18 protein-coding genes are annotated in these 19,624 nt (G+C 59.4%); 11 read left to right on the forward strand and 7 right to left on the reverse strand.

Annotated elements, in window-relative coordinates; genetic code table 11:
* Positions 1 to 345 precede the first annotated feature (345 nt).
* The 3 genes from gcvA to RB548_RS23255 form a co-directional block, all read right to left on the reverse strand.
* The gene (gene gcvA, locus RB548_RS23245; RefSeq protein WP_331375658.1) at positions 346 to 1,269 is read right to left on the reverse strand and encodes a transcriptional regulator GcvA; all 924 of its coding nucleotides are present in this window, start codon (positions 1,267 to 1,269) and stop codon (positions 346 to 348) included.
* Between the two features lie 204 nt (positions 1,270 to 1,473).
* Entirely contained in the window at positions 1,474 to 2,793 is a 1,320-nt protein-coding gene (locus tag RB548_RS23250; protein ID WP_331375659.1) for a tetratricopeptide repeat protein, read from the reverse strand.
* Between the two features lie 135 nt (positions 2,794 to 2,928).
* Complete coding sequence (locus RB548_RS23255) at positions 2,929 to 3,432, reverse strand: TetR/AcrR family transcriptional regulator (RefSeq protein ID WP_331375660.1); 504 nt, start codon at positions 3,430 to 3,432, stop codon at positions 2,929 to 2,931.
* Positions 3,433 to 3,539: 107 nt separating this feature from the next.
* Between RB548_RS23255 and RB548_RS23260 the strand changes: the two genes are divergently transcribed.
* Both RB548_RS23260 and RB548_RS23265 read left to right on the forward strand, forming a co-directional pair.
* Positions 3,540 to 4,307 (forward strand): SDR family NAD(P)-dependent oxidoreductase, encoded by a 768-nt coding sequence (locus tag RB548_RS23260; RefSeq protein ID WP_331375661.1) that lies wholly within the window; start codon positions 3,540 to 3,542, stop codon positions 4,305 to 4,307.
* 19 nt (positions 4,308 to 4,326) lie between these two features.
* Entirely contained in the window at positions 4,327 to 4,668 is a 342-nt protein-coding gene (locus RB548_RS23265; protein WP_408642456.1) for a carboxymuconolactone decarboxylase family protein, read from the forward strand.
* A gap of 143 nt (positions 4,669 to 4,811) precedes the next feature.
* Here the strand turns inward: RB548_RS23265 and RB548_RS23270 are convergent, their stop codons facing one another.
* From RB548_RS23270 to RB548_RS23275, 3 genes are all read right to left on the reverse strand, one after another.
* Positions 4,812 to 5,144, reverse strand: a complete 333-nt coding sequence (locus tag RB548_RS23270; protein ID WP_331375663.1) for a cupin domain-containing protein — start codon at positions 5,142 to 5,144, stop codon at positions 4,812 to 4,814.
* Between the two features lie 264 nt (positions 5,145 to 5,408).
* The gene (locus RB548_RS32235) at positions 5,409 to 5,735 is read right to left on the reverse strand and encodes a FadR/GntR family transcriptional regulator (RefSeq protein WP_408642452.1); all 327 of its coding nucleotides are present in this window, start codon (positions 5,733 to 5,735) and stop codon (positions 5,409 to 5,411) included.
* A gap of 120 nt (positions 5,736 to 5,855) precedes the next feature.
* The gene (locus RB548_RS23275; protein ID WP_331375664.1) at positions 5,856 to 6,587 is read right to left on the reverse strand and encodes a GntR family transcriptional regulator; all 732 of its coding nucleotides are present in this window, start codon (positions 6,585 to 6,587) and stop codon (positions 5,856 to 5,858) included.
* A gap of 325 nt (positions 6,588 to 6,912) precedes the next feature.
* Here RB548_RS23275 and RB548_RS23280 point away from each other — a divergent pair, with 325 nt between their 5' ends.
* The 8 genes from RB548_RS23280 to pyc all read left to right on the forward strand — a co-directional run bounded on the left by RB548_RS23280 (position 6,913) and on the right by pyc (position 17,416).
* A complete protein-coding gene (locus tag RB548_RS23280) occupies positions 6,913 to 7,914 on the forward strand; it encodes a DODA-type extradiol aromatic ring-opening family dioxygenase (protein WP_331375665.1) in 1,002 nt (333 codons plus the stop codon).
* Between the two features lie 106 nt (positions 7,915 to 8,020).
* Positions 8,021 to 8,845, forward strand: coding sequence for an alpha/beta fold hydrolase (locus tag RB548_RS23285; protein ID WP_331375666.1), 825 nt, complete (start codon positions 8,021 to 8,023; stop codon positions 8,843 to 8,845).
* A 28-nt stretch (positions 8,846 to 8,873) separates the two neighbouring features.
* Positions 8,874 to 9,950: a substrate-binding domain-containing protein gene (locus RB548_RS23290; RefSeq protein WP_331375667.1), complete on the forward strand. Its 1,077-nt coding sequence runs from the start codon at positions 8,874 to 8,876 to the stop codon at positions 9,948 to 9,950.
* A gap of 9 nt (positions 9,951 to 9,959) precedes the next feature.
* Positions 9,960 to 11,486, forward strand: coding sequence for a sugar ABC transporter ATP-binding protein (locus RB548_RS32240; protein ID WP_408642453.1), 1,527 nt, complete (start codon positions 9,960 to 9,962; stop codon positions 11,484 to 11,486).
* Positions 11,483 to 12,472, forward strand: a complete 990-nt coding sequence (locus RB548_RS23305; protein ID WP_331375668.1) for an ABC transporter permease — start codon at positions 11,483 to 11,485, stop codon at positions 12,470 to 12,472. The genes RB548_RS32240 and RB548_RS23305 overlap by 4 nt, the downstream gene beginning before the upstream one ends.
* Before the next feature lie 70 nt (positions 12,473 to 12,542).
* Positions 12,543 to 13,430, forward strand: coding sequence for a fumarylacetoacetate hydrolase family protein (locus RB548_RS23310; protein WP_331375669.1), 888 nt, complete (start codon positions 12,543 to 12,545; stop codon positions 13,428 to 13,430).
* Between the two features lie 29 nt (positions 13,431 to 13,459).
* Entirely contained in the window at positions 13,460 to 13,867 is a 408-nt protein-coding gene (locus tag RB548_RS23315) for a RidA family protein (RefSeq protein WP_331375670.1), read from the forward strand.
* A 90-nt stretch (positions 13,868 to 13,957) separates the two neighbouring features.
* Positions 13,958 to 17,416: a pyruvate carboxylase gene (gene pyc / locus RB548_RS23320; protein WP_331375671.1), complete on the forward strand. Its 3,459-nt coding sequence runs from the start codon at positions 13,958 to 13,960 to the stop codon at positions 17,414 to 17,416.
* Positions 17,417 to 17,539: 123 nt separating this feature from the next.
* On the opposite strand, the gene RB548_RS23325 is transcribed toward pyc, so the two are convergent.
* A complete protein-coding gene (locus tag RB548_RS23325; RefSeq protein WP_331375672.1) occupies positions 17,540 to 18,502 on the reverse strand; it encodes a LysR family transcriptional regulator in 963 nt (320 codons plus the stop codon).
* A gap of 184 nt (positions 18,503 to 18,686) precedes the next feature.
* Here RB548_RS23325 and RB548_RS23330 point away from each other — a divergent pair, with 184 nt between their 5' ends.
* Positions 18,687 to 19,589, forward strand: coding sequence for an ABC transporter substrate-binding protein (locus tag RB548_RS23330; protein WP_331375673.1), 903 nt, complete (start codon positions 18,687 to 18,689; stop codon positions 19,587 to 19,589).
* The last annotated feature ends 35 nt before the right edge of the window (positions 19,590 to 19,624 follow it).

Genomic DNA, 19,624 nt, shown 5'->3' on the forward strand with positions numbered 1-19,624 from the left:
GCTCCTTGGATGTCGCGCCCGCAATCTGCGAGAGGAACGGTTCCTTGTACTTCTGATAGGCGCCTGCGGCGGCACGGCGGTTCTCGGCTGCGATCTGCAGTGTGATTTCAAGGTAACCATGGTCATCCTCTCAAGGCCTGGCGTAAGCTGCGCAAACGGGACAGTGGTTTCGGCTCTGAAGCGCCGTGCCGGGTGGAATTTTCCAGTGCGGGACACGTGCGCCACGACACCTAAATGCGGCTCAAAGGCCGACTTGACAAATGAGAGTTTCTTGCCGGCGACAAAGAAAAACTTCGCCGGATTGCCCCTATCGTCCTTATGACATGGGCAGAACCCATGCTCAAATCAGGACCGAAGGCGCGTCACCTCTTCGATCAGCCAGTCACGGAAGGTCCGGAGTTTCAGTAGGGACGCGTATTCCGCCCGATAGACGACATAATAGGCGAGCTTTGAGGGAACCTGGACCGCGGGAAAAAGCCGCTTCAGTCGCCCGGCGGCCAAATCGTCGCGCGCCAGGATGCTACGCGCCAGCGCCACCCCGCGTCCCTCGATCGCAGCCTGCAGCACAGCCGCGGAATTGTCGATCCTCATGCCCCTTTGCGGTTGCCCCTCAGGCACTCCGGCAGCTTGCAACCACATGTCCCAGGTGACGAAACCGATCGCGGGATCGACAGAGAGATCGTGGATGAGTGTGGTTCGCGTGAGATCTGCCGGCTCGGTTAAATTGTCCAGGTCGGAAAACGCCGGCGAGCAAACCGGAAAAATCTCCTCATCCATCAGTTTCTCCGCAACCAGTCCCGGCCAGTTGCCGTCCCCGTATCGCACGCCGATATCGATGCCCTGCGCCCTGTAGTCCACGAGTTTCAGGCTGGTCTCGAGCCGGATATCGGTGTCCGGGCATCTACCTTGGAAGCGGTCGATGCGTGGAAGCAGCCACTTGGCGGCGAAGGCCGGACTGACGGTAACGTTGAGGATGCCACCCGTCGCGGAGTCCCGCAGCCGTTCCAGCCCAATCCCGAGACGATCGAGACCGGCTCTAATATCCGGCAGCGTACGCTCGGCATTTTCTGTCAGGGTAAGTCTTGTCTTGCCTGTAGCAGTGCGCTGAAACAACGGCATTCCCAACCATTCCTCAAGCCCCCGCACCATTTGCCCGACAGCAGCCGCGGTGACATTGAGTTCTTCGCCGGCACCGGAGAAGCTCCCGTGCCGCGCACTCGCTTCGAATGCACGCAGCGCATTGAGGTAGACCGGCGAATTCCTGGCCATCATGATCATCCGCTTGCAAGGCTATCTGGCCGCACTTCTCAGCGGAGATATGGAGCATCTTCCGCAGCTATTTCTGGCCCAATGTTCCGGAGGTGGCGCCGCTCGTTCAACCTTGGTCTATTGATACCCCCTGAACCCCAGTCTGACTCAGAGCTTTATTTTCCGGGCGGCAAGATGCCGGCTTGGCTTCGAAGCGTGTGGTGGTCATGCTGTGAGCATCGCCTGCCAGCGCATATCACGCGGCGAGGGGCGGCGGTGCAGGCGGTGGTCAAGCAATTGCCGCGCCTTCACGACCTCGCCGCTTCGCATGAGGGCGAGGAGGAGCATGTCCTCGATCATCTCGCGCTGGGCGCCACTGCCGCCGATGCGAACGACCTCGGCCGCGACCGGCTCCAGGATACGGACGCAGCCTGGGTAGTCCTCTTCCGCGAAGGACAAGGCGGCACGGCAGATCGCCGGCACGACTGGCCCCGCGGCGAGCGCACCTGCGTCGATCAGGCCCGTCAACGCCTCAGTCCGTTGGCCGACCGCCGCCGTGTCGCCGACCGCGGCCGCGATCAGCGCCATATGGACGTCAGCGAAGGCGAAGCCGGCCTTCTGGAAGTATTCCGCGGAATAGGTTGCCGCCGCCGCCCACAGGCCCGCCGGCACCGTGTGACCGTAGGCCTGGAGCCGCCACAGGAAAGAGGCCGTGTCGCTGACCACGTTGACCGGCATTCCGGCCGTAACCGACGGCTGGATGTAGTTCTCGTAGATCGCAAGTGCTCGCTCGGGATCACCCCGCTCCAGGGCGCCCAATGCCGAGTGCCAGGCAATGTGGCCGTGGAGGATGCCAGCGCGGTCGTAGCGGGGCAGCCAGTTCGCGAGCAGCCTCTCGGCGTCCTCACCCGCGCCGGCCTCGTACATGGCATGTGAAAGCGCATGTGCCGCATTTGCATTGTCGATCCTGAGCTCGTAGCCGCGCTCGGTGAGTTTTCGGCCGTGGGTTACGTTTCCGTTTTCGGCATGCGCCCAGCCCAGATACGTGAGGAACCACCAATCGTCGCCGTTAAAGTGGCGCGCATGACGTTCGCAAAGATCCACACGCGCCTGGTCGTGGTTGGACATGCCGGAAAAGGCGAAGAGTCCGAAGGCGCCAAGAGGCAATGAAAGGATAAGGATGTCGCGCGGCCAGCGGTCGGCGTGGTCGAGAGCACGCTCCAGCGCCTTCGCCGCCTGCCCGCTGATGGCAAGTGAGAGGACCTGGACATGGCTTCGCTCCCTCTCGGTTCCGTGCCGGGAGACGATCTCTTCGGCTTTCGCGATCTTCGCCTTGGCGCTTGCGAGTTCGGTGCGGACGGCATGCAGGCGCGCGCGTGCCGCATGCGCAAGAGCAAAATCCGGATCAACTGCGATGGCCTCGTCTAGAGCCTCTGCCGCGCCCGGCCAGGCCGAGAGGAGCAGGTCCACTCCCTCCCGATAGCGTTCAGCCGCCAGATCGGACTTCGTCGAGAGCGGCAGGTTTCGGCTGTCGAGGTGGGTCATCGCGGGCTCCTCGTCCGGGATTGGGTACGCATCAGGGCTTATTTCGGCTGGTATACTACATTTTGCGCTGGCCGTATTTTGATAGCTTGCCAACCCATGTCGAGCAACTGCCAATGACGCCCGAGGAAGACTGGCCTATACGAGAGCGGCTGTTCCGCTCTCGAACATGGAACGATCGTCGAGGACGTTGGCGGCGAGCATCGCGCCCTCGAGGGTAGCAAGTACCCGCACGGCGGTGTCGCGTCCCAGCCCCCCTCGCGTGAGCGTTTCGATTCCGAGCACGAAGAACCGTTTTACTTCTTCCCTCACTTCCCCGGCCAGGTCGTGGGACACTGCTCCCATGGCGCCGCAGAGGCACATCCTGCCGTCGCGGTGCAAGGCGTCGCGGAAGACCTGCCGCCAAGCCGTGACGATGTCGTCGCCCGTCGCCTGTTTCTGATCCACCGAATCCAGAAAGCGGTCGGTGTAACGGCGGGCGACTGCCGCTGCGAGCTTCTCCTTGGTCGGGAAGTGATAGTGGACGCTCGAACTCTTAACACCGATATCCGCAGCGACGTCCCGAAAACTGAAGCCGCTATAGCCTGCCTGACGGATACGCTCCTCGGCGGCGTCCATGATTGCTTCGGCTGTTTCGCTCATTTGCCAAAATCCTCTCTATCGATCGATAGATAGGTCTTGCATTACCAAAAAGCAAACGCTATGTGGGGCACATCTATCTATCGGTAGATAGATAATAGGAGATCAGTATGCGATTTGAAGGCAAGGTAGCCGCCATCACCGGCGGCGGTTCAGGCATCGGTAAGGAAGTGGCCGCTCGTCTCGTTGCGGAAGGCGCAAAGGTCGCTATCAACGGCCGAAACCTCGAAAAACTCGAAGCGGCCGCGCGCGACATCGATCAGAGCGGCAGCAACATCGTCGTTTCCGCCGGCGATATCGCCAGGCCGGAGACGGGGGCGGCCCTCGTCGAAACCGCAGTTTCCCGCTTCGGCAAGCTCGACGTGCTCGTCAACAATGCCGGCGTCTTCAATCCGAAGCCGTTCATCGAGCTGACGGAAGCCGATTACGACTGGTATCTGGACACGATCCTGAAGGGCAAGTTCTTCACCGCCCAGGCCGCCGCCAGGGCGATGAAGGACAACGGCGGCGCGATCGTCCAGACAGGCTCCATGTGGGCGATCCAGGCCATAGGCGCCACACCTTCGGCCGCCTATTCGGCAGCCAATGCCGGTGTCCATGCGATGGTGCGCAATCTTGCGATCGAGCTCGCGCCTTTCAATATCCGCGTCAATGCCGTCGCGCCTGCCGTCGTCGAGACGCCTGTTTACAACACCTTCCTGTCCGACGATCAGGTCAAGCAAGTTCTGCCGACGTTCAACGCCTTCCATCCGCTCGGCCGCTACGGCCAGCCGCGCGATGTCGCCGAGGCGATCCTGTTCCTCGCTTCCGAGCAGGCGTCCTGGATCACCGGCACGATCCTTCCCGTCGACGGCGGCGTGACCGCCGGCCGCCAGTGAGGAGCGTGAAATGAGCAACATGCAGGACTGGAACGCATATCGCGACGCCCTCATCGGCCGCGTCGGCGACTTCGCCAAGCTGAGCCCGGACGTGCTGCGCGGCCTTCATACGATCGAAGGCAGCGGCGCCAAGACGGGCAGGCTCGAGCCGAAGATGCACGAGCTGATCGCGCTCGCCGTGGCCGTCACCACGCGCTGCGACGGCTGCATCGCCGTGCATGCGAAGAAGGCGGTGGAACTCGGGGCTTCGAAGGAGGAGATCGCCGAGACGCTCGGCGTCGCGATCGCGCTCAATGCGGGTGCGGCACTCACCTACACGGCCCGCATATTCGATGCGATCGAGGCGCTGCCGCAGACGTGATCCAAGCCGGTGCGGGCGCGTTGGCCGCGCCCGCCATTTCTCTGTGATGTGGTGCACGCCGGACTTCGGACCGACCGCAGGCTGGCAAGTATCCGACACGCGTTAGAGTAACCAATCCACGGAGTCACACGTGAACAGTGCTGTTATTGTTTGCGCAGAAAGTCGTCCCGGCGTGGGTTGAACGTATCGATCAGAAGGCCCTGAGTAACAGCAACGACCCCATGAACGAGGTGCGGCGCGACGATAAAACTGCTTCCCGGGCCGAGGCGGACCGTCTCCCCGTCGATGGTTACATCGAAGGTGCCCTCTGCGACGTAGCTCACCTGGCTGTTCGGGTGGGAGTGTAGGGGGCTGATGCCGCCTTCCTCGAAGCGGAATGCCACGAGCATGAGTTCTGGCCGCTCGCTTAGTACAGCTCTGCGGTTGCCCGGCGCAACTTCGATCCATTCAAGGTTTTCCGGAAGCGTATAAAACATCAAATCCTCGCTCTTTCGCTAGGCGTGCCGTGGGAGATGCAAATCACGATCCAGACTCCCACCAAATCTCGATCAAGTCTGTTTCTCGATCACTTGCTCTACGACTGCCAACGCGCTGTCGGCGTTCCCAGTCTCGATCGAATTCAAAAAGCGACGAAAGGGATGCAGTGCGATCCACCAACATCCAGCTTTCAGAAACCCGGGCTCTTGATCACTTCGAAGGGCGGCTGCGAGGCTCGTATAAAGATCGACGAGCATCTTGTTTCAGGAGGTCGACACTATGCGGCGATGCAGCTCGGTGTTGTATGCTTCGCGATCGGCGAAATCGGTATCCATTCGATGTGGCTGGGCAAGAACTCCTCGGATTTCCTGGATCTGAGAGGGCGTCGATCGTCGCGCCGCCAAGCTAGCTGCCTGTTTGCAGATTGCGCCGAGCACCTCCCGCTTGTCGCGGAGGCTGTAGTGCCTAAGGTTTTTCTCGAAAGGTGCGGTTGGACAGCACACATAGGTCCTCGAACCTTGTCCTTTCTCGAACTGTCCCTCGGATACGAGCACCCGCGCTGCTTCTCTGATTGTTCCTCTGCTCACCATCAGCGTGTCGGCGAGAACAGACTCATTGGGAAGACGCGTCCTTACCGAGCGGTCAGCCCCTGTAGCACAAATGGGTCTTACAAGATGGCATGGAGGGCTGAGGCAGCAGCCGTTTAAAATCTAGGATGAAACACGCTGTCGAGCCGGCGACAGCTTTGACCGCGTCTGCTGCTTCTCTTCCGCCGCTTGGAAGTGCTCCAAAATCCGGTCACGCTGTCGTTCGATGTGATTTCGTATCGTTTCAGATAAGCCCGCCAAGTCGCGGCGCTTGAAAGCATCGAGGATTGACCGGTGCTCCTGCACGATGACAATCGAACATTCCGGATAGCGGTCGTATAGATTTTCGAACCAGTCCAGATAGACATCGCAGTCGCGCCCGACTTCGTTGACCGCTTCGTTGCGGCAAGAGTGCCGGATCTTAAGGTGGAACTTGTGGGAGACGCTTTTATACGTCCGGATATCGTTCTTCTCGACAGCGGCGGACATCTGTTCGACATATTGCTCAAGCTCGTCCACATCGTCGTCACTCGCCGACAATGAGGCGAGATACGTCCGTCCCACATCGACGATCCACCACAATTCGAACTTCTCTCGAATCATTTCCAGGCTTGGAACCGTTATCTTTCGATCGCGCATGCCGGACCGTTGTGTAAGCCCGACACGCTCCAGTTCCGCAAGGGCCTCACGGGCCGGAGAGCGGCTGACGCCGTAGGTTTCAGCCAGCGCCTCTTCCGAGATGGGACTACCCGGAAGCAGCTGTCCTTGCAGAATGTCGTTCTTCACCATGGAATATAGCTGGGAAGAGAGCTTGGATCTCTGCATCTTTCGCTTCGGACCGGTCTCGGAAACCATTCGTATTTCATCCTTTGAAAGTTCATCTCGGCAGGCGCGGCTGCGCCTCCTGAAAATATAAGCCCCCTGAGGTCCGCTCACCACTCTTCCCGACGAGGACATGCACGATGCTCGTCCTCTCGTTTCGCGCGTCAGCTCCACCCATCCGTCCAGATCAATATCTGCGATCATAAACCACTTGCAATCGCTTGTCACGTATGTATCCTGAATCCCGTATTCTGTATCCGAACAGCGTGCAGATTAAGTTGGCGCCTACGTCGCCGCCGACTAACCGCGTCATCGGCCTTTGACCGGCTGAACGAACGCATCAATGAGGAGGAAGTTAATGGCTGAAGTTGTTTGCGCCCTGAGCATGTCCCATGCCCCCGGCGTCCTTGGATGGGCGGACGCGCCATCCGAAGCGGTAAAAAAGAGCATCCACGAAGCCCATCAGGAATGCGCTCGGCGTCTCGACGCGGCACGCCCCGACTTGATCATCGCCTTCCTGGATGACCATTTCGAAAACCATTTTCGCAAGATGATGCCGGCCTTCGCAGTCGGCATCTCGCCGTCCCATAGCGGCCCCGCCGACTATATGATGGAAGCTCTCAAGTTCGACGAGAAAGTCGTGATCGAGAGCAATGTCGAGTATGCGGAGACGTTGCTTCGTGGGCTCATCAAGCGCAACTTCGATGCAGCGCGCATGGGCGAGATCGAATACGGCAACAACCTTCTTGTGCCCTGGAAGCTGATCCGACCGCAATACGACATTCCTGTCATTCCCATCTACACGAACGTATTCTCGCCGCCGCTGCCGAGCATGGCGCGTGCATACGACATGGGTGCGGCGGTGCGCGATATCGTTGAACGCGAACTGCCGGCCGGCGTTCGGGTTGCATTCCTTGCGACCGGCGGTCTGTCCCATTGGCCCCCCGTCTGGACCGAAGGTGCGCCGGAAGACGACCAGTTCCTCCAGCGCATGAAGCGCTATCAAAGCGAGGGGAAGCATGTCGCGGAAGAAGATCCGACGCTCTATTCCGACCTGGCCGCCTACGAGATCGAAATGGCCGACAAGATGCAATGGCCGCTGCGCCATCAGCATCCCCTGGTCAATGCGGCGTGGGACCGTGAAATCATCGAAGCCTTCGGAAAAGGCGACACCGAATACCTTCGAAGCTGCACCTTCGAAAGTGTGGAAGAGGGTGGCGGACACGGGGGTCACGAGATCCTCAACTGGATGGCCGTAATGGGCGCCATGGGCGGGGCAAAGGCCGACGTGATCGGTTATGAGCCGGTCGTCGAATGGATCTGCGGTATGGGTTACATCGCCTACGACGCCGCAGCATAACTGCAGTCATCCATCAAGTTGCCGAACAGCGTAACCCCGCACCGGCAGTGCGGGGGCTTACGCATCCCGTTCGACAAGACTTTAGCTGGCGTTTCTGGAGATAGGCATGCCTCATTTTGAAGACCGAGAGTTCTCGATTGACGGACATCGGGTCGCCTATATCGAAGGCGGCAAGGGATATCCCCTGCTGATGATCCACGGATCCGGGCCTGGCGCATCGACATTGGGGAACTGGAGCCGGGTCCTCGGGCCCCTGTCCGAGCGATATCATGTCCATGCAATGGATCTGATTGGTTTCGGCAAGTCGGACCGTAAGAAATCGGAGCCCTTCTTTGATCTCGATCTCTGGATTCGGCAATGCAAGGCGATGCTGGCAAAAATCCCCGGTGAAACGGTCGGGATCATCGCTCATTCCATTTCAGCGTCGCTCGCCCTGCAGGTTGCCGCTTCTGAAAGCCGGGTCGGCCAGGTCCTGACCACCGGTGCGATGGGTGCGAAATTCACTGTCAACGAAGGCACCGTCGCCTGCTGGACGTTTCCGGAAACCCGGGCGGATCTGCAGAAGGCGGTTGGGTTCCTGATCAACGACAAATCGCTGATCGACGACGCCTATCTGGACGCGCGGGTGAAAGTCTTGCACGAGGATCCCAGCTACAAGGACTACTTTTCGCGCATGTTTGCCGGCGACCGGCAGCGTTATGCGGATCTCGCCATCATCGATCCACCGGTGCTGGCCCGTATCAAGTGTCCGGTGACGATGCTGCACGGGAGAGTGGATGAGCCGTTCCCGCCAGCGACCACTCTCAAACTCGCCGACCATATACCGCAAGCGGACGTCGTCCTGCTCGCAAATTGCTCTCACTCAGTGGCGCTTGAGCGAACGGACGCGCTGTTGTCCGCCGCTCAAACGCTGTTCCCACAACCACAATAAAATAACAACACCTCAGAGGGGTTCTACTATGGTTTCCGGAATTTCGAAGTACACACTCGGCTTTGCCCGCATCGCCTGTGCTGTCGTCGTTGGATCACTTTTAGCTTCGCATTCCACATTGGCCGAGGAGCCTGACCGGCTGGCCGGAATTGTCGAGCCGGTCGTCGCAACCAAGCCGCTCAAACTCGGCGTAACGCTGGTTCACCTCAACGACGATTTCTGGAAAGGCATCGCCTACGGGATTGCCGACGAGGCAAAGCGAAGCAACGTCACAGTCGCCCAGATTTCGATCGCCGGCGCCTATGGGAATGTGACGCAACAATTCTCGCAGATCGAAACTTTGCAAAGCCTTGGTGTCGACTACATCGTACTCGGTGCTGCTGCTTATAAAGGCTATGATCCCCAGCTCAAGCGGCTGAAGGATGCGGGCATCGGCGTCATTGCTGCTGGCATTCCGGTCGATAGCAAGAACGTCGATTTCGGTGTCACGCAGGATGACGGAGCAATCGGTCTTGGGCTAGCCAAGGAGATCTGCGCGGCTGCCGGACCAGAAAAAGCCGGTGTCATCGCGCTGCCGGGACCCGCCGGCGCGGAATGGGCGCGCTTGCGGCTTGATGGGTTCGAGCAAGGACTGAAAGCGTGCCCGGATGTAACCTTGGTCAAGGGTGCTGTTACTGGCGGGCTTGAGCTGGAACAGGGCCTCACCCAGGCATCGGATATGCTTCAGAAAAATCCGGACACGAAGTTTATTTTCACGCCCGTGATACCGCTGGGACTGGGTGCGGCTCAGGCGGCTCGGCAGAGCGGCATTCAAGCCCAAGTGGTTTCTGCCACGATTGTCCGGGAGGCCCTCCCGTTGATCAAGAACGATCGCTTGTCGGCGCTCACGTCGGAGCCCGGCATCCTAATGGGCCGTCTGATCGTACAGTTCGCAATCCGAGATCACGAGAAGCTCTCGAAAGGTGACGAGTTCAAGACGCAGGGCGTGGCCTATCCAACAATCTTCACCAATAACGCCGTGATCACAAAAAAGAATGTCGATTCCTACGGTTACGATGTCTACGACCTTCCGCCAAAGGATTGGTCATTGAACATCAAGCAGTGAAGGTGCCTGATGACACCACTCCTGCGACTAGTTGACGTTAGCAAGTCCTTCGGAGCGACAAGGGCGCTCCGGGGGGTCTCCATTGATATTTTCCCCGGTGAGATCCATTGCATCATCGGGGAAAACGGGGCGGGCAAGTCCACGTTGGGCAGAATCTGTGGGGGCTTCGTCCGGCCAGATACCGGCAGCTTCTGGTATGGCGGCAAGGAAGTTCCGTTTTTCAGCCCTGAGGAAGCGCGAGCAGCCGGCTTGGCAATGGTGTTCCAGGAGCTTTCCCTGGCGCCGGATCTGAGCATTCAAGACAACCTGTTTCTGGGCGCTGACCCGACACGCAACCCTCTTCGCGTCCTCAGACGTTCGCGAGAACGATCGGAATGCCAGAGCGTTCTGGAAGCGGTGGGGCTGGGCAGGATTGAGATCAAGCGGCCAGTTGGCCAACTCCCTCCTGGTCAGCAGCAGCTCGTTGAAGTCAGCAAGGCCCTGGCGCGAAACCCGAGAATTCTCGTGCTCGATGAACCCTCGGCCATGCTTAGTCTGGCCGAGCGCAAACACCTGCACGGGATTATGGGCGAGCTTAGGGCCAACGGCACTGCGATCGTGTTCGTTACCCACCATGTCGCTGAAGTCGCCGAGCTCGCCGATCGCGTCACCGTGCTTCGCAATGGCGCTCTCGTTGAGAGCATTGCCGGACGCCAGACCGTCGATCAGATCGTTGAGCGTCTCGGCGGGGGAGGTATTCCTGCGCCGCATCGGCCACAGCGCCACGTCGTTCAAAATCCCGAAAGTGGCACGGCCGATTTTCTCTCGATCGTGGTACCGCGTCTGGACGGTAGCACCGAAGCAATCCGCGTGGCGCCTGGCGAAGTCGTCGGGCTTTATGGCGTCATTGGCTGTGGTAGCGAGCGGATCGCATCAATCGTATCGGGCCAGGCATCGGACGCCGCATCCGTGGCGATGAAGGTCGAGGGGCAAAGCATCGCCGTCAATACGCCTGTTCGGGCTCGTAGGCTCGGAATAGGGCATCTTCCGAACGGCCGCGCCGCGAACGGGATCCTCCCGAGGAGAAGTATAAGCGAAAACCTCTATCTGCGTCCCCGCAGCCGCAAGCAACGGGCATCGCTCGCTCCGACGGGTGGAGATACTGACAAGGAACTGTCCGAAATCGGTGTTCGATACGGAAATGCGAAAGATCCGATCACGAGCTTGAGCGGCGGCAATCAGCAGAAGGTCCTTATAGGTCGGCTGCTCGGATCTGACCTCCGTCTTCTTGTGCTCGAGGAGCCGACAGCCGGAATCGATATCGCCGCCAAAGCAGACGTTCATAATCTACTGCGCAAATGCACAGGCAAGGGATGGGGGATCCTTCTTGTGTCCAGCGATCTCGAAGAAGCGATCGCCCTCAGCGACCGCATTCACACGATGTTCGACGGACAGTGCGTGCGCACTTACAGCGCGCCGACCACTGGCGACATGTCTTCGATCTCGGCGGATGTGGTGGGCGCGACACAGGCAAAAGACAGGGAGGAAATACTATGAGTTCGCAAATCAGTATCAACCAGGCTAGTCCTCCAAAGGTGAGGCATCTATTTGGACAGATCGGCTATGCCGACTTGATGTTACCATTGCTTATACTATTGCTGGCGCTGGTTGCAGTGATGATCGAGCCGCGTTTCCTTTCAACAAACAACCTGCTCAATCTCCTTCGGCAATTGACACCATTGCTGATTTTCGCCGCAGCGCAAGGCATTGTGATCATGTCTGGCGGGCTGGATCTTTCCCAATCGTCCGTGTTGTCGGTTGCCGGTGTCGCAGGCGTCCTGGTAATGCCGGAACTGGGTATTGGCGTCGGCGTCTGCGTGATGGTTGCTGTTGGTGCGTTTTGTGGGCTCTTCTCGGGATTCGTCGTCGCCGCTACAGGGGCAAGTCCGCTCATCGTCACCCTATCCGCCCTTTCCATCACACAGGCTTTCGCTCTGATTTTGGCGAATGGCGTGCCGATATATGACGTTCCCGGCGAATATACCGATCTGATCGGCTTTACCTCGCTTGCCGGAATCCCGGTCATGGTTGTGATCGGCCTGGCGGTCTTGGCTTGCTGTTGGGTCCTGCTGCGCTTTACCGTTTTTGGACGGTACGTGTACGCAATGGGTTCGAACTATTCCGCAGCTTTGCATTCAGGCGTCGATGTCCGGTTTTACACGGTGCTCGTCTATGTTTTGAGCGGCACCTGCGCTGGGATCGGCGCGGTTGTCGTGACCGCCTGGACAAGCGCTGCCCAACCAATCGCAGCACCGAATCTCGCTTTGCAGGCCCTTGCCTCCGTTGTCCTTGGTGGGGTGGCCCTCAAGGGCGGCAGCGGTGGAATGATACATGTGGTCTTCGGCGTCGTCACGCTCGGGATGCTCTCGAATGTCCTGAACATGATTGGCGTGTCCGCCTATTTCCAGACTTTGGCGGTCGGCCTCGTCATTCTGTTGGCAGTTTGCCTCGACCGGCTCCGGCAACGCTCGGCTCGCCGCTAAGAGTTCCCCGAGCTCGCATCCCACGTGGGTGGCGCAGTGCCCACCCATCCCCTCAGACAGGAGTAAATTGATGAAGTTTGTTACATTCCAGAATCGGGGCAATACTGCCGTCGGCGTTTTGATCGATGACGGTTCTCGCCTGGTCGATCTTACCGCGGCGGGCCTTGCAACAGATATGCAGGATCTGATCGAAAACTACGATCAGCGCACTGCCCAGATCGCGAGGCTTGTTCAAGAGAAAGCCAGCGCATTGCAGCTCTCCGAGGTGGAACTTCGCGCCCCGATCCCGACCCCTCGCCGGAACATCTTCTGCGTCGGCAAGAACTATCATGAACATGCTGCAGAGTTCGGACGCAGTGGCTTCGACGCAGGATCGATCGGCGGCTCCGAAGTTCCGGAATATCCGATCATCTTCAGCAAACCGCCATCATCGGTGATCGGCCCCGGCGCGACGATCGAGTGGGCGAATGATCCCTATCAGTCGGTGGACTATGAAGCCGAGCTTGCTGTCATCATCGGTCGTGCCGGCCGGGTCACGGAAAACCATGATCCGATGGATTTTGTATTCGGATACACGATCATCAACGACGTGACATCGCGTGAACTGCAGAAACGCCATAAGCAGTGGCTGCTCGGCAAAGGAATCGACACCTTTGCGCCCATGGGACCTGCGATCGTAACCCGGGAAGCAATGGGCGACATTTCTTCCAGAGGCATTCGCTGCCACGTGAATGACGAGCAGCGTCAAAACGCTCGGATTGGCGACCTGATCTTCGACATTCCGACGCTGGTACGAACAATCGGCCGCTCAATCTCGCTGGTAGCCGGCGACATCATTGCAACTGGTACCCCGGTCGGTGTCGGCATCGGCTTTACCCCGCCGAAATACCTCAACCGCGGCGATCGCGTTCGCGTCGAAATCGACGGTATCGGGACGCTCGAAAACCCGGTCGGATAATCATCGCACATCGAAGATAGGAGTACACAATGGGCGAAATCAATATTTACAATCCGGAGAAGCTTGGCCCGCCAATGGGTCAGTACACACATGTCACGCGCGTAAAGGCGAACGAGTTTCTGTTCATCGCCGGGATGCTTTCCGGTGACTCCGCCGGAAATGTCATAGGTGAGGGCGACTTTGACGCCCAGACCGCACAGGTTTTCAAAAACGTGGAAGCCGCATTGGAATCTGCGGGGGCATCCTGGAGCAATGTCGTGCAATTCACGACCTATTTGGTCCACTCTCAGGACATTCCAAAGTTCATGGAATTCCGTCTGCGCGAATTTCCCAAGATGTTCCCTGACGGAAAATATCCACCGAACACTTTGCTGATGGTCGACCGGCTGGTGAAGGAACCCTTCCTCGTAGAGGTTCAGACGATCGCGGCACTTTAAGCGCGGCAACGTCACCGATCACGGTGAGCGGGCCTGGCCTTGTCGGGCGGGACCTGCTCTCCTTTCACCTTCAGACTGAAGAAAAATACCATGTCCATTTCGAAGATCCTTGTTGCCAACCGTTCCGAAATTGCCATCCGCGTGTTCCGCGCGGCCAATGAGCTGGGACTCAAAACGGTCGCGATATGGGCTGAGGAGGACAAACTGGCGCTGCACCGCTTCAAGGCGGACGAGAGCTATCAGGTCGGCCGCGGCCCGCATCTTGCCCGCGATCTCGGGCCCATCGAGAGCTATCTGTCGATCGACGAGGTGATCCGCGTCGCCAAGCTTTCCGGCGCCGACGCCATCCATCCGGGCTACGGCCTGTTGTCCGAAAGCCCGGAATTTGCGGAAGCCTGCGCCGCCAACGGCATCACCTTCATCGGCCCGAAGCCGGAGACGATGCGCCAGCTCGGCAACAAGGTGGCGGCGCGGAACCTCGCGATCTCGATCGGCGTACCGGTCGTGCCGGCGACGGAGCCGCTGCCGGATGATCCCGACGAGATCAAGCGGCTGGCCGCGGAGATCGGCTATCCGGTGATGCTGAAGGCCTCCTGGGGCGGCGGCGGCCGCGGCATGCGGGCGATCCGCGATCCGAAAGATCTGATCCGCGAGGTGACCGAGGCCAAGCGCGAGGCGAAGGCCGCCTTCGGCAAGGACGAGGTCTATCTGGAAAAGCTGGTCGAGCGTGCCCGCCACGTCGAAAGCCAGATTCTGGGCGATACCCACGGCAACGTCGTTCACCTTTTTGAGCGCGACTGCTCGATCCAGCGGCGCAACCAGAAGGTCGTCGAGCGCGCTCCGGCGCCGTATCTCACCGCTCAACAGCGCGAGGAGCTCGCTGCCTATTCGAAGCGGATCGCCGAGGCGACCAACTATATCGGCGCCGGCACCGTCGAATATCTGATGGATGCCGACACCGGAAAGTTCTACTTCATCGAGGTCAATCCGCGCATCCAGGTCGAGCACACGGTGACCGAGGTCGTCACCGGCATCGACATCGTCAAGGCACAGATCCACATCCTCGACGGCTATGCCATCGGCAGGCCGGAATCGGGCGTGCCGTCGCAGGAGAACATCCGCCTCAACTGCCATGCGCTGCAGTGCCGCATCACCACCGAAGATCCCGAGCAGAACTTCATTCCGGACTACGGCCGCATCACCGCCTACCGCGGCGCCACCGGCTTCGGCATCCGGCTCGACGGCGGTACCGCCTATTCCGGCGCTGTGATCACCCGCTACTACGATCCGCTGCTCGAGAAGGTGACGGCCTGGGCGCCGAACCCGGACGAGGCGATCCGCCGCATGATCCGCGCGCTCCGCGAATTCCGCATCCGCGGCGTCGCCACCAACCTGACCTTCCTGGAAGCGATCATCAGCCACCCGAGCTTCCAGGACAACAGCTACACCACCCGCTTCATCGACACGACGCCGGAGCTGTTCCAGCAGGTGAAGCGCCAGGACCGCGCCACCAAGCTTTTGACCTACCTCGCCGACGTCACAGTCAACGGCCATCCGGAGGCGAAGGGCCGGCCGAAACCCAACGACGACATCGCCGCGCCCGTCGTGCCGTTCATCAACGGCGAAGTGAAGCCGGGCACCAAGCAACTTCTCGATCAGCTCGGACCGAAGAAATTCGCCGAATGGGTGAAGGCTCAAGGCCAGGTGTTGATCACCGACACGACGATGCGCGACGGCCATCAGTCGCTGCTCGCCACCCGCATGCGCACCTACGATATCGCCCGCGTCGCCGGCACCTATGCCCGGGCGCTGCCCAATCTGTTTTCGCTCGAATGCTGGGGCGGCGCGACCTTCGACGTGTCGATGCGCTTTTTGACCGAAGATCCGTGGGAGCGGCTGGCGATGGTGCGCGAGGGCGCGCCGAACCTGCTCCTGCAGATGCTGCTGCGCGGCGCCAACGGCGTCGGCTACAAGAACTATCCCGACAACGTCGTCAAATACTTCGTCGCCCAGGCGGCGAAGGGCGGTATCGACGTCTTCCGCGTCTTCGACTGCCTGAACTGGGTGGAGAACATGCGCGTCGCAATGGACGCGGTGGCGCAAGAGAACAAGATCTGCGAGGCGGCGATCTGCTACACCGGCGACATCCTGAATTCCGCCCGGCCGAAGTATGATCTGAAATACTACACGGCGCTCGCCGCGGAACTGGAGAAGGCCGGCGCCCACATCATCGCGGTCAAGGACATGGCGGGCCTTCTGAAACCGACCGCCGCGCGCGTGCTGTTCAAGGCGCTGAAGGAAGCGACCGACCTGCCGATCCATTTCCATACGCACGACACATCCGGCATTGCTGCCGCGACCGTGCTTGCCGCGGTCGAATCCGGCGTCGATATCGTTGACGCGGCGATGGATGCGCTTTCCGGCAACACCTCGCAGCCCTGCCTCGGCTCGATCGTCGAGGCGCTTTCCGGCTCGGAGCGCGACCCCGGCCTCAATCCGGAATGGATCCGCCGCATCTCCTTCTACTGGGAGGCGGTGCGCCACCAATATGCGGCCTTCGAAAGCGACCTCAAGGGACCGGCCTCGGAAGTCTACCTGCACGAAATGCCGGGCGGCCAGTTCACCAACCTCAAGGAACAGGCGCGCTCGCTCGGGCTCGAAACCCGCTGGCACGAGGTGGCGCAGGCCTATGCCGACGCCAACCGGATGTTCGGCGACATCGTGAAGGTCACGCCGTCCTCCAAGGTCGTCGGCGACATGGCGCTGATGATGGTTTCCCAGGACCTGACCGTCGCCGACGTCGAGAACCCGGCCAAGGACATCGCCTTCCCGGATTCGGTCGTCTCGATGCTCAAGGGCGATCTCGGCCAGCCCCCGGGTGGCTGGCCGGAAGCGCTGCAGAAGAAGGCGCTGAAGGGCGAAGAGCCGTACACGGCGGTGCCGGGCTCGCTGCTGCCGCCTGCCGATCTCGACGCGGAGCGCAAGGCGATCGAAGAGAAGCTCGGCCGCGAGGTCACCGACTTCGAGTTCGCCTCTTATTTGATGTATCCGAAGGTCTTCACCGACTACGCGCTCGCCGCCGAGACCTACGGCCCGGTCAGCGTGCTGCCGACGCCTGCCTATTTCTACGGCATGGCGCCGGGTGAGGAGCTCTTCGCCGACATCGAGAAAGGCAAGACGCTGGTCATCCTCAACCAGGCGCAGGGCGAGATCGACGAGAAGGGCATGGTCAAGATGTTCTTCGAACTGAACGGCCAGCCGCGCTCAATCAAGGTCCCCGACCGCAACCGCGGCGCCTCCGCCGCGATTCGGCGCAAGGCGGAGGCGGGTAACGCCGCCCATCTCGGCGCGCCGATGCCGGGCGTCATCTCGACCGTCGCAGTTCACCCCGGCCAGCCGGTCAAGGCCGGCGACGTGCTCTTGTCGATCGAGGCGATGAAGATGGAGACCGCGCTGCACGCGGAGAAGGACGGGGTGATCGCGGAGGTGCTGGTCAGGGCCGGCGACCAGATCGACGCCAAGGATTTGCTGATCGTCTATAGTTTCTGAAACATTCCGACGTTCCCCAGAGGCTGACCTCGCCTCTCTTTGCCCGGTATCCGCGATGCCGGGCATTTTTTCGTGAGGAGCCCCCACCTCATTGGGAAAACTCGCTCTGAGAGCGATCGGAGGCTACCCAGGGCCAATGATTTGGTGAAGGGACGCCTTCTTTTTCACCTCACAGGCCGCCACAATCGAGCGGATACAACTTCTCAACCAAATGTGTCCTGCGTCTGCCTGCTTCGTTCGGACGTAAATCAAAGAGACTCGAACGTCAGGGAGAGCAAAGGGTGGACGGGTAACCAGTATTTCGCTGCTTTCATCCAAAAGTGACAGCATCCCATCTGCGAATGCCGCAATCATTTGTGTACCCTTAAGCACTTTCGGAGCGACCATATAGTACGGCACGGTTGCGGCAACGCGGCGTGTCAAACCCATTGCCTTCAGTGCCCCATCGCTTACACCAGATTCATCGCCATCCGGAGAAATTTGCAAATGGGGCATCGCAAGATATTTCTCTAACGTTAGATCCTTTATAACCGGATTCGCTGCCCAAGCCGCGCAGAGCATTTGATGCCGTGCGAGAATAGTCTCGACAATATGCGCCTCCCGAATGATCGGATTGCCGATTAACACGCAATCGAGATCCGGATCGCTCAGCAATTCGGAAGCCTCATACAAATATACTGGTACAATACGAAGTCGAGCGTGAGGTGCTTTCGCGTTGAACTCCTCCAAAAGGGCAGGAATATACAGGGCACTGGTATAGTCTGTGACACCGATTCGAAATTGGCGTTGGCTTTCACTCGGTTTGAAATTGACGTGTTGAGATACCACGCCTTGAATGTCCGATAGCGCCTGCGTGATTACCGCGGCTAATTCTCTTGCCTGAGCAGTCGGGTTCATTGAACCGGCATGTTTGACGAACAGCTCGTCTCCAAAGATCTCGCGCAGCCTATTCAGTGAATGACTGATCGCTGATTGTGTTCGTCCAGCACGGTCCGCCGCGCGAGTGACACTGCGTTCTTGCATGAGCAGATCAAAAACCTTCAACAGATTCAGGTCAATTTGAGTCAGACTGAAATCGCTTCTCATCCGCAGCCTCATTTGCACGTTTTCCGCCAATATAATGAATGCAGTTCATATTACCATTACGAATATTCATTCGCCGCCCGAGGAACCAAAAGCTATGGTTCCTTCGCGGGTGTTGAGGAGAAGCACCCTAAAATGCCTGTTCTCGCGCACCTGTTCGGACAGAGAGGCAAGCCTTGCGTCTCCGATGGTCGACGTGCGTCGAAAACGCGGCCATGAAGACAACGCAACAAGGGAACGTAAAATGACTGCTATTAAATCTATAATGCTTTCGACAGCGGTGCTGATGGTTAGCGCGACTGCTTTGCTCGCAGACGAGGTTCCGCGTCCGGCCTACGTGAAGGACAGCGGCAAGCTGCCAATCGCGACCACCATTTATGCTCCCTTCTCTTACATCGACGAAAGCGGCAAGCAGGTCGGTCTCAGCGTCGAATTGGCTCAGGCAGCTGCCAAAACACTTGGCGTCGAGCTGACCATCGACCAGGTCCCATTTACGTCTCTCATTCCGTCTTTGAGTGCTGACAGGATCAAGATCGCCTGGCTCAATGCATCGGTAACGGAAGAACGTCTTAAGCAAGCGGATTTCGTCGCGTGGATGGAGGACGGCACCATCGCTTCGACCCTCCCCGAAAACAAAGACAAATACGCGAAGCGCACGGCACTGTGTGGCGGCACGGTCGCGGTTCAGTCCGGCACGGCAGCCGACTTTTCTGCGGATCAGCTGAACAAGGAGTGCAAGACCGCCGGCCTTCAGGAATTCAAGAAGGATATCTATCCGTCGCAGCAGGACACTGTTCAGGCCGTCATCACCGGACGGGCTGACGCTTATCTGGATGACTCTACGTCAGCCGGATACTACTCGCAGGTCAGCAAGGGAAAACTCGTTCTGACGGGCGAGGTCTTTCACAAGAAACCCATCGGCCACATCATCAAGAAGGGCGACGCCGAAACCGCCACCATGCTTGCTGCCACGATCCAAAAATTGATTGACGACGGCACCTACAAGGCCATCCTCGACAAATACGGCATGTCTTCGGCCGCGATCGCAAAGCCGATCGTCTACACGGACGTATCCCAGCTCAAAGATTGACCTCCAGCTCCCCGCTTTGCCGAATCGGCAGAGCG

It is taken from the genome of Sinorhizobium chiapasense, from assembly GCF_036488675.1.
In the GTDB taxonomy this organism is placed as follows: Bacteria; Pseudomonadota; Alphaproteobacteria; order Rhizobiales; family Rhizobiaceae; genus Sinorhizobium; species Sinorhizobium chiapasense.

Excerpts from the sequence above, each read along its gene's own strand:
- gcvA (WP_331375658.1), bottom strand. The coding sequence starts at position 1,269 with ATGGCCAGGAATTCGCCGGTCTACCTCAATGCGCTGCGTGCATTCGAA.
- RB548_RS23250 (WP_331375659.1), bottom strand. The coding sequence starts at position 2,793 with ATGACCCACCTCGACAGCCGAAACCTGCCGCTCTCGACGAAGTCCGAT.
- RB548_RS23255 (WP_331375660.1), bottom strand. The coding sequence starts at position 3,432 with ATGAGCGAAACAGCCGAAGCAATCATGGACGCCGCCGAGGAGCGTATC.
- RB548_RS23260 (WP_331375661.1), top strand. The coding sequence starts at position 3,540 with ATGCGATTTGAAGGCAAGGTAGCCGCCATCACCGGCGGCGGTTCAGGC.
- RB548_RS23265 (WP_408642456.1), top strand. The coding sequence starts at position 4,327 with ATGCAGGACTGGAACGCATATCGCGACGCCCTCATCGGCCGCGTCGGC.
- RB548_RS23270 (WP_331375663.1), bottom strand. The coding sequence starts at position 5,144 with ATGTTTTATACGCTTCCGGAAAACCTTGAATGGATCGAAGTTGCGCCG.
- RB548_RS32235 (WP_408642452.1), bottom strand. The coding sequence starts at position 5,735 with ATGGTGAGCAGAGGAACAATCAGAGAAGCAGCGCGGGTGCTCGTATCC.
- RB548_RS23275 (WP_331375664.1), bottom strand. The coding sequence starts at position 6,587 with ATGGTTTCCGAGACCGGTCCGAAGCGAAAGATGCAGAGATCCAAGCTC.
- RB548_RS23280 (WP_331375665.1), top strand. The coding sequence starts at position 6,913 with ATGGCTGAAGTTGTTTGCGCCCTGAGCATGTCCCATGCCCCCGGCGTC.
- RB548_RS23285 (WP_331375666.1), top strand. The coding sequence starts at position 8,021 with ATGCCTCATTTTGAAGACCGAGAGTTCTCGATTGACGGACATCGGGTC.
- RB548_RS23290 (WP_331375667.1), top strand. The coding sequence starts at position 8,874 with ATGGTTTCCGGAATTTCGAAGTACACACTCGGCTTTGCCCGCATCGCC.
- RB548_RS32240 (WP_408642453.1), top strand. The coding sequence starts at position 9,960 with ATGACACCACTCCTGCGACTAGTTGACGTTAGCAAGTCCTTCGGAGCG.
- RB548_RS23305 (WP_331375668.1), top strand. The coding sequence starts at position 11,483 with ATGAGTTCGCAAATCAGTATCAACCAGGCTAGTCCTCCAAAGGTGAGG.
- RB548_RS23310 (WP_331375669.1), top strand. The coding sequence starts at position 12,543 with ATGAAGTTTGTTACATTCCAGAATCGGGGCAATACTGCCGTCGGCGTT.
- RB548_RS23315 (WP_331375670.1), top strand. The coding sequence starts at position 13,460 with ATGGGCGAAATCAATATTTACAATCCGGAGAAGCTTGGCCCGCCAATG.
- pyc (WP_331375671.1), top strand. The coding sequence starts at position 13,958 with ATGTCCATTTCGAAGATCCTTGTTGCCAACCGTTCCGAAATTGCCATC.
- RB548_RS23325 (WP_331375672.1), bottom strand. The coding sequence starts at position 18,502 with ATGAGAAGCGATTTCAGTCTGACTCAAATTGACCTGAATCTGTTGAAG.
- RB548_RS23330 (WP_331375673.1), top strand. The coding sequence starts at position 18,687 with ATGGTCGACGTGCGTCGAAAACGCGGCCATGAAGACAACGCAACAAGG.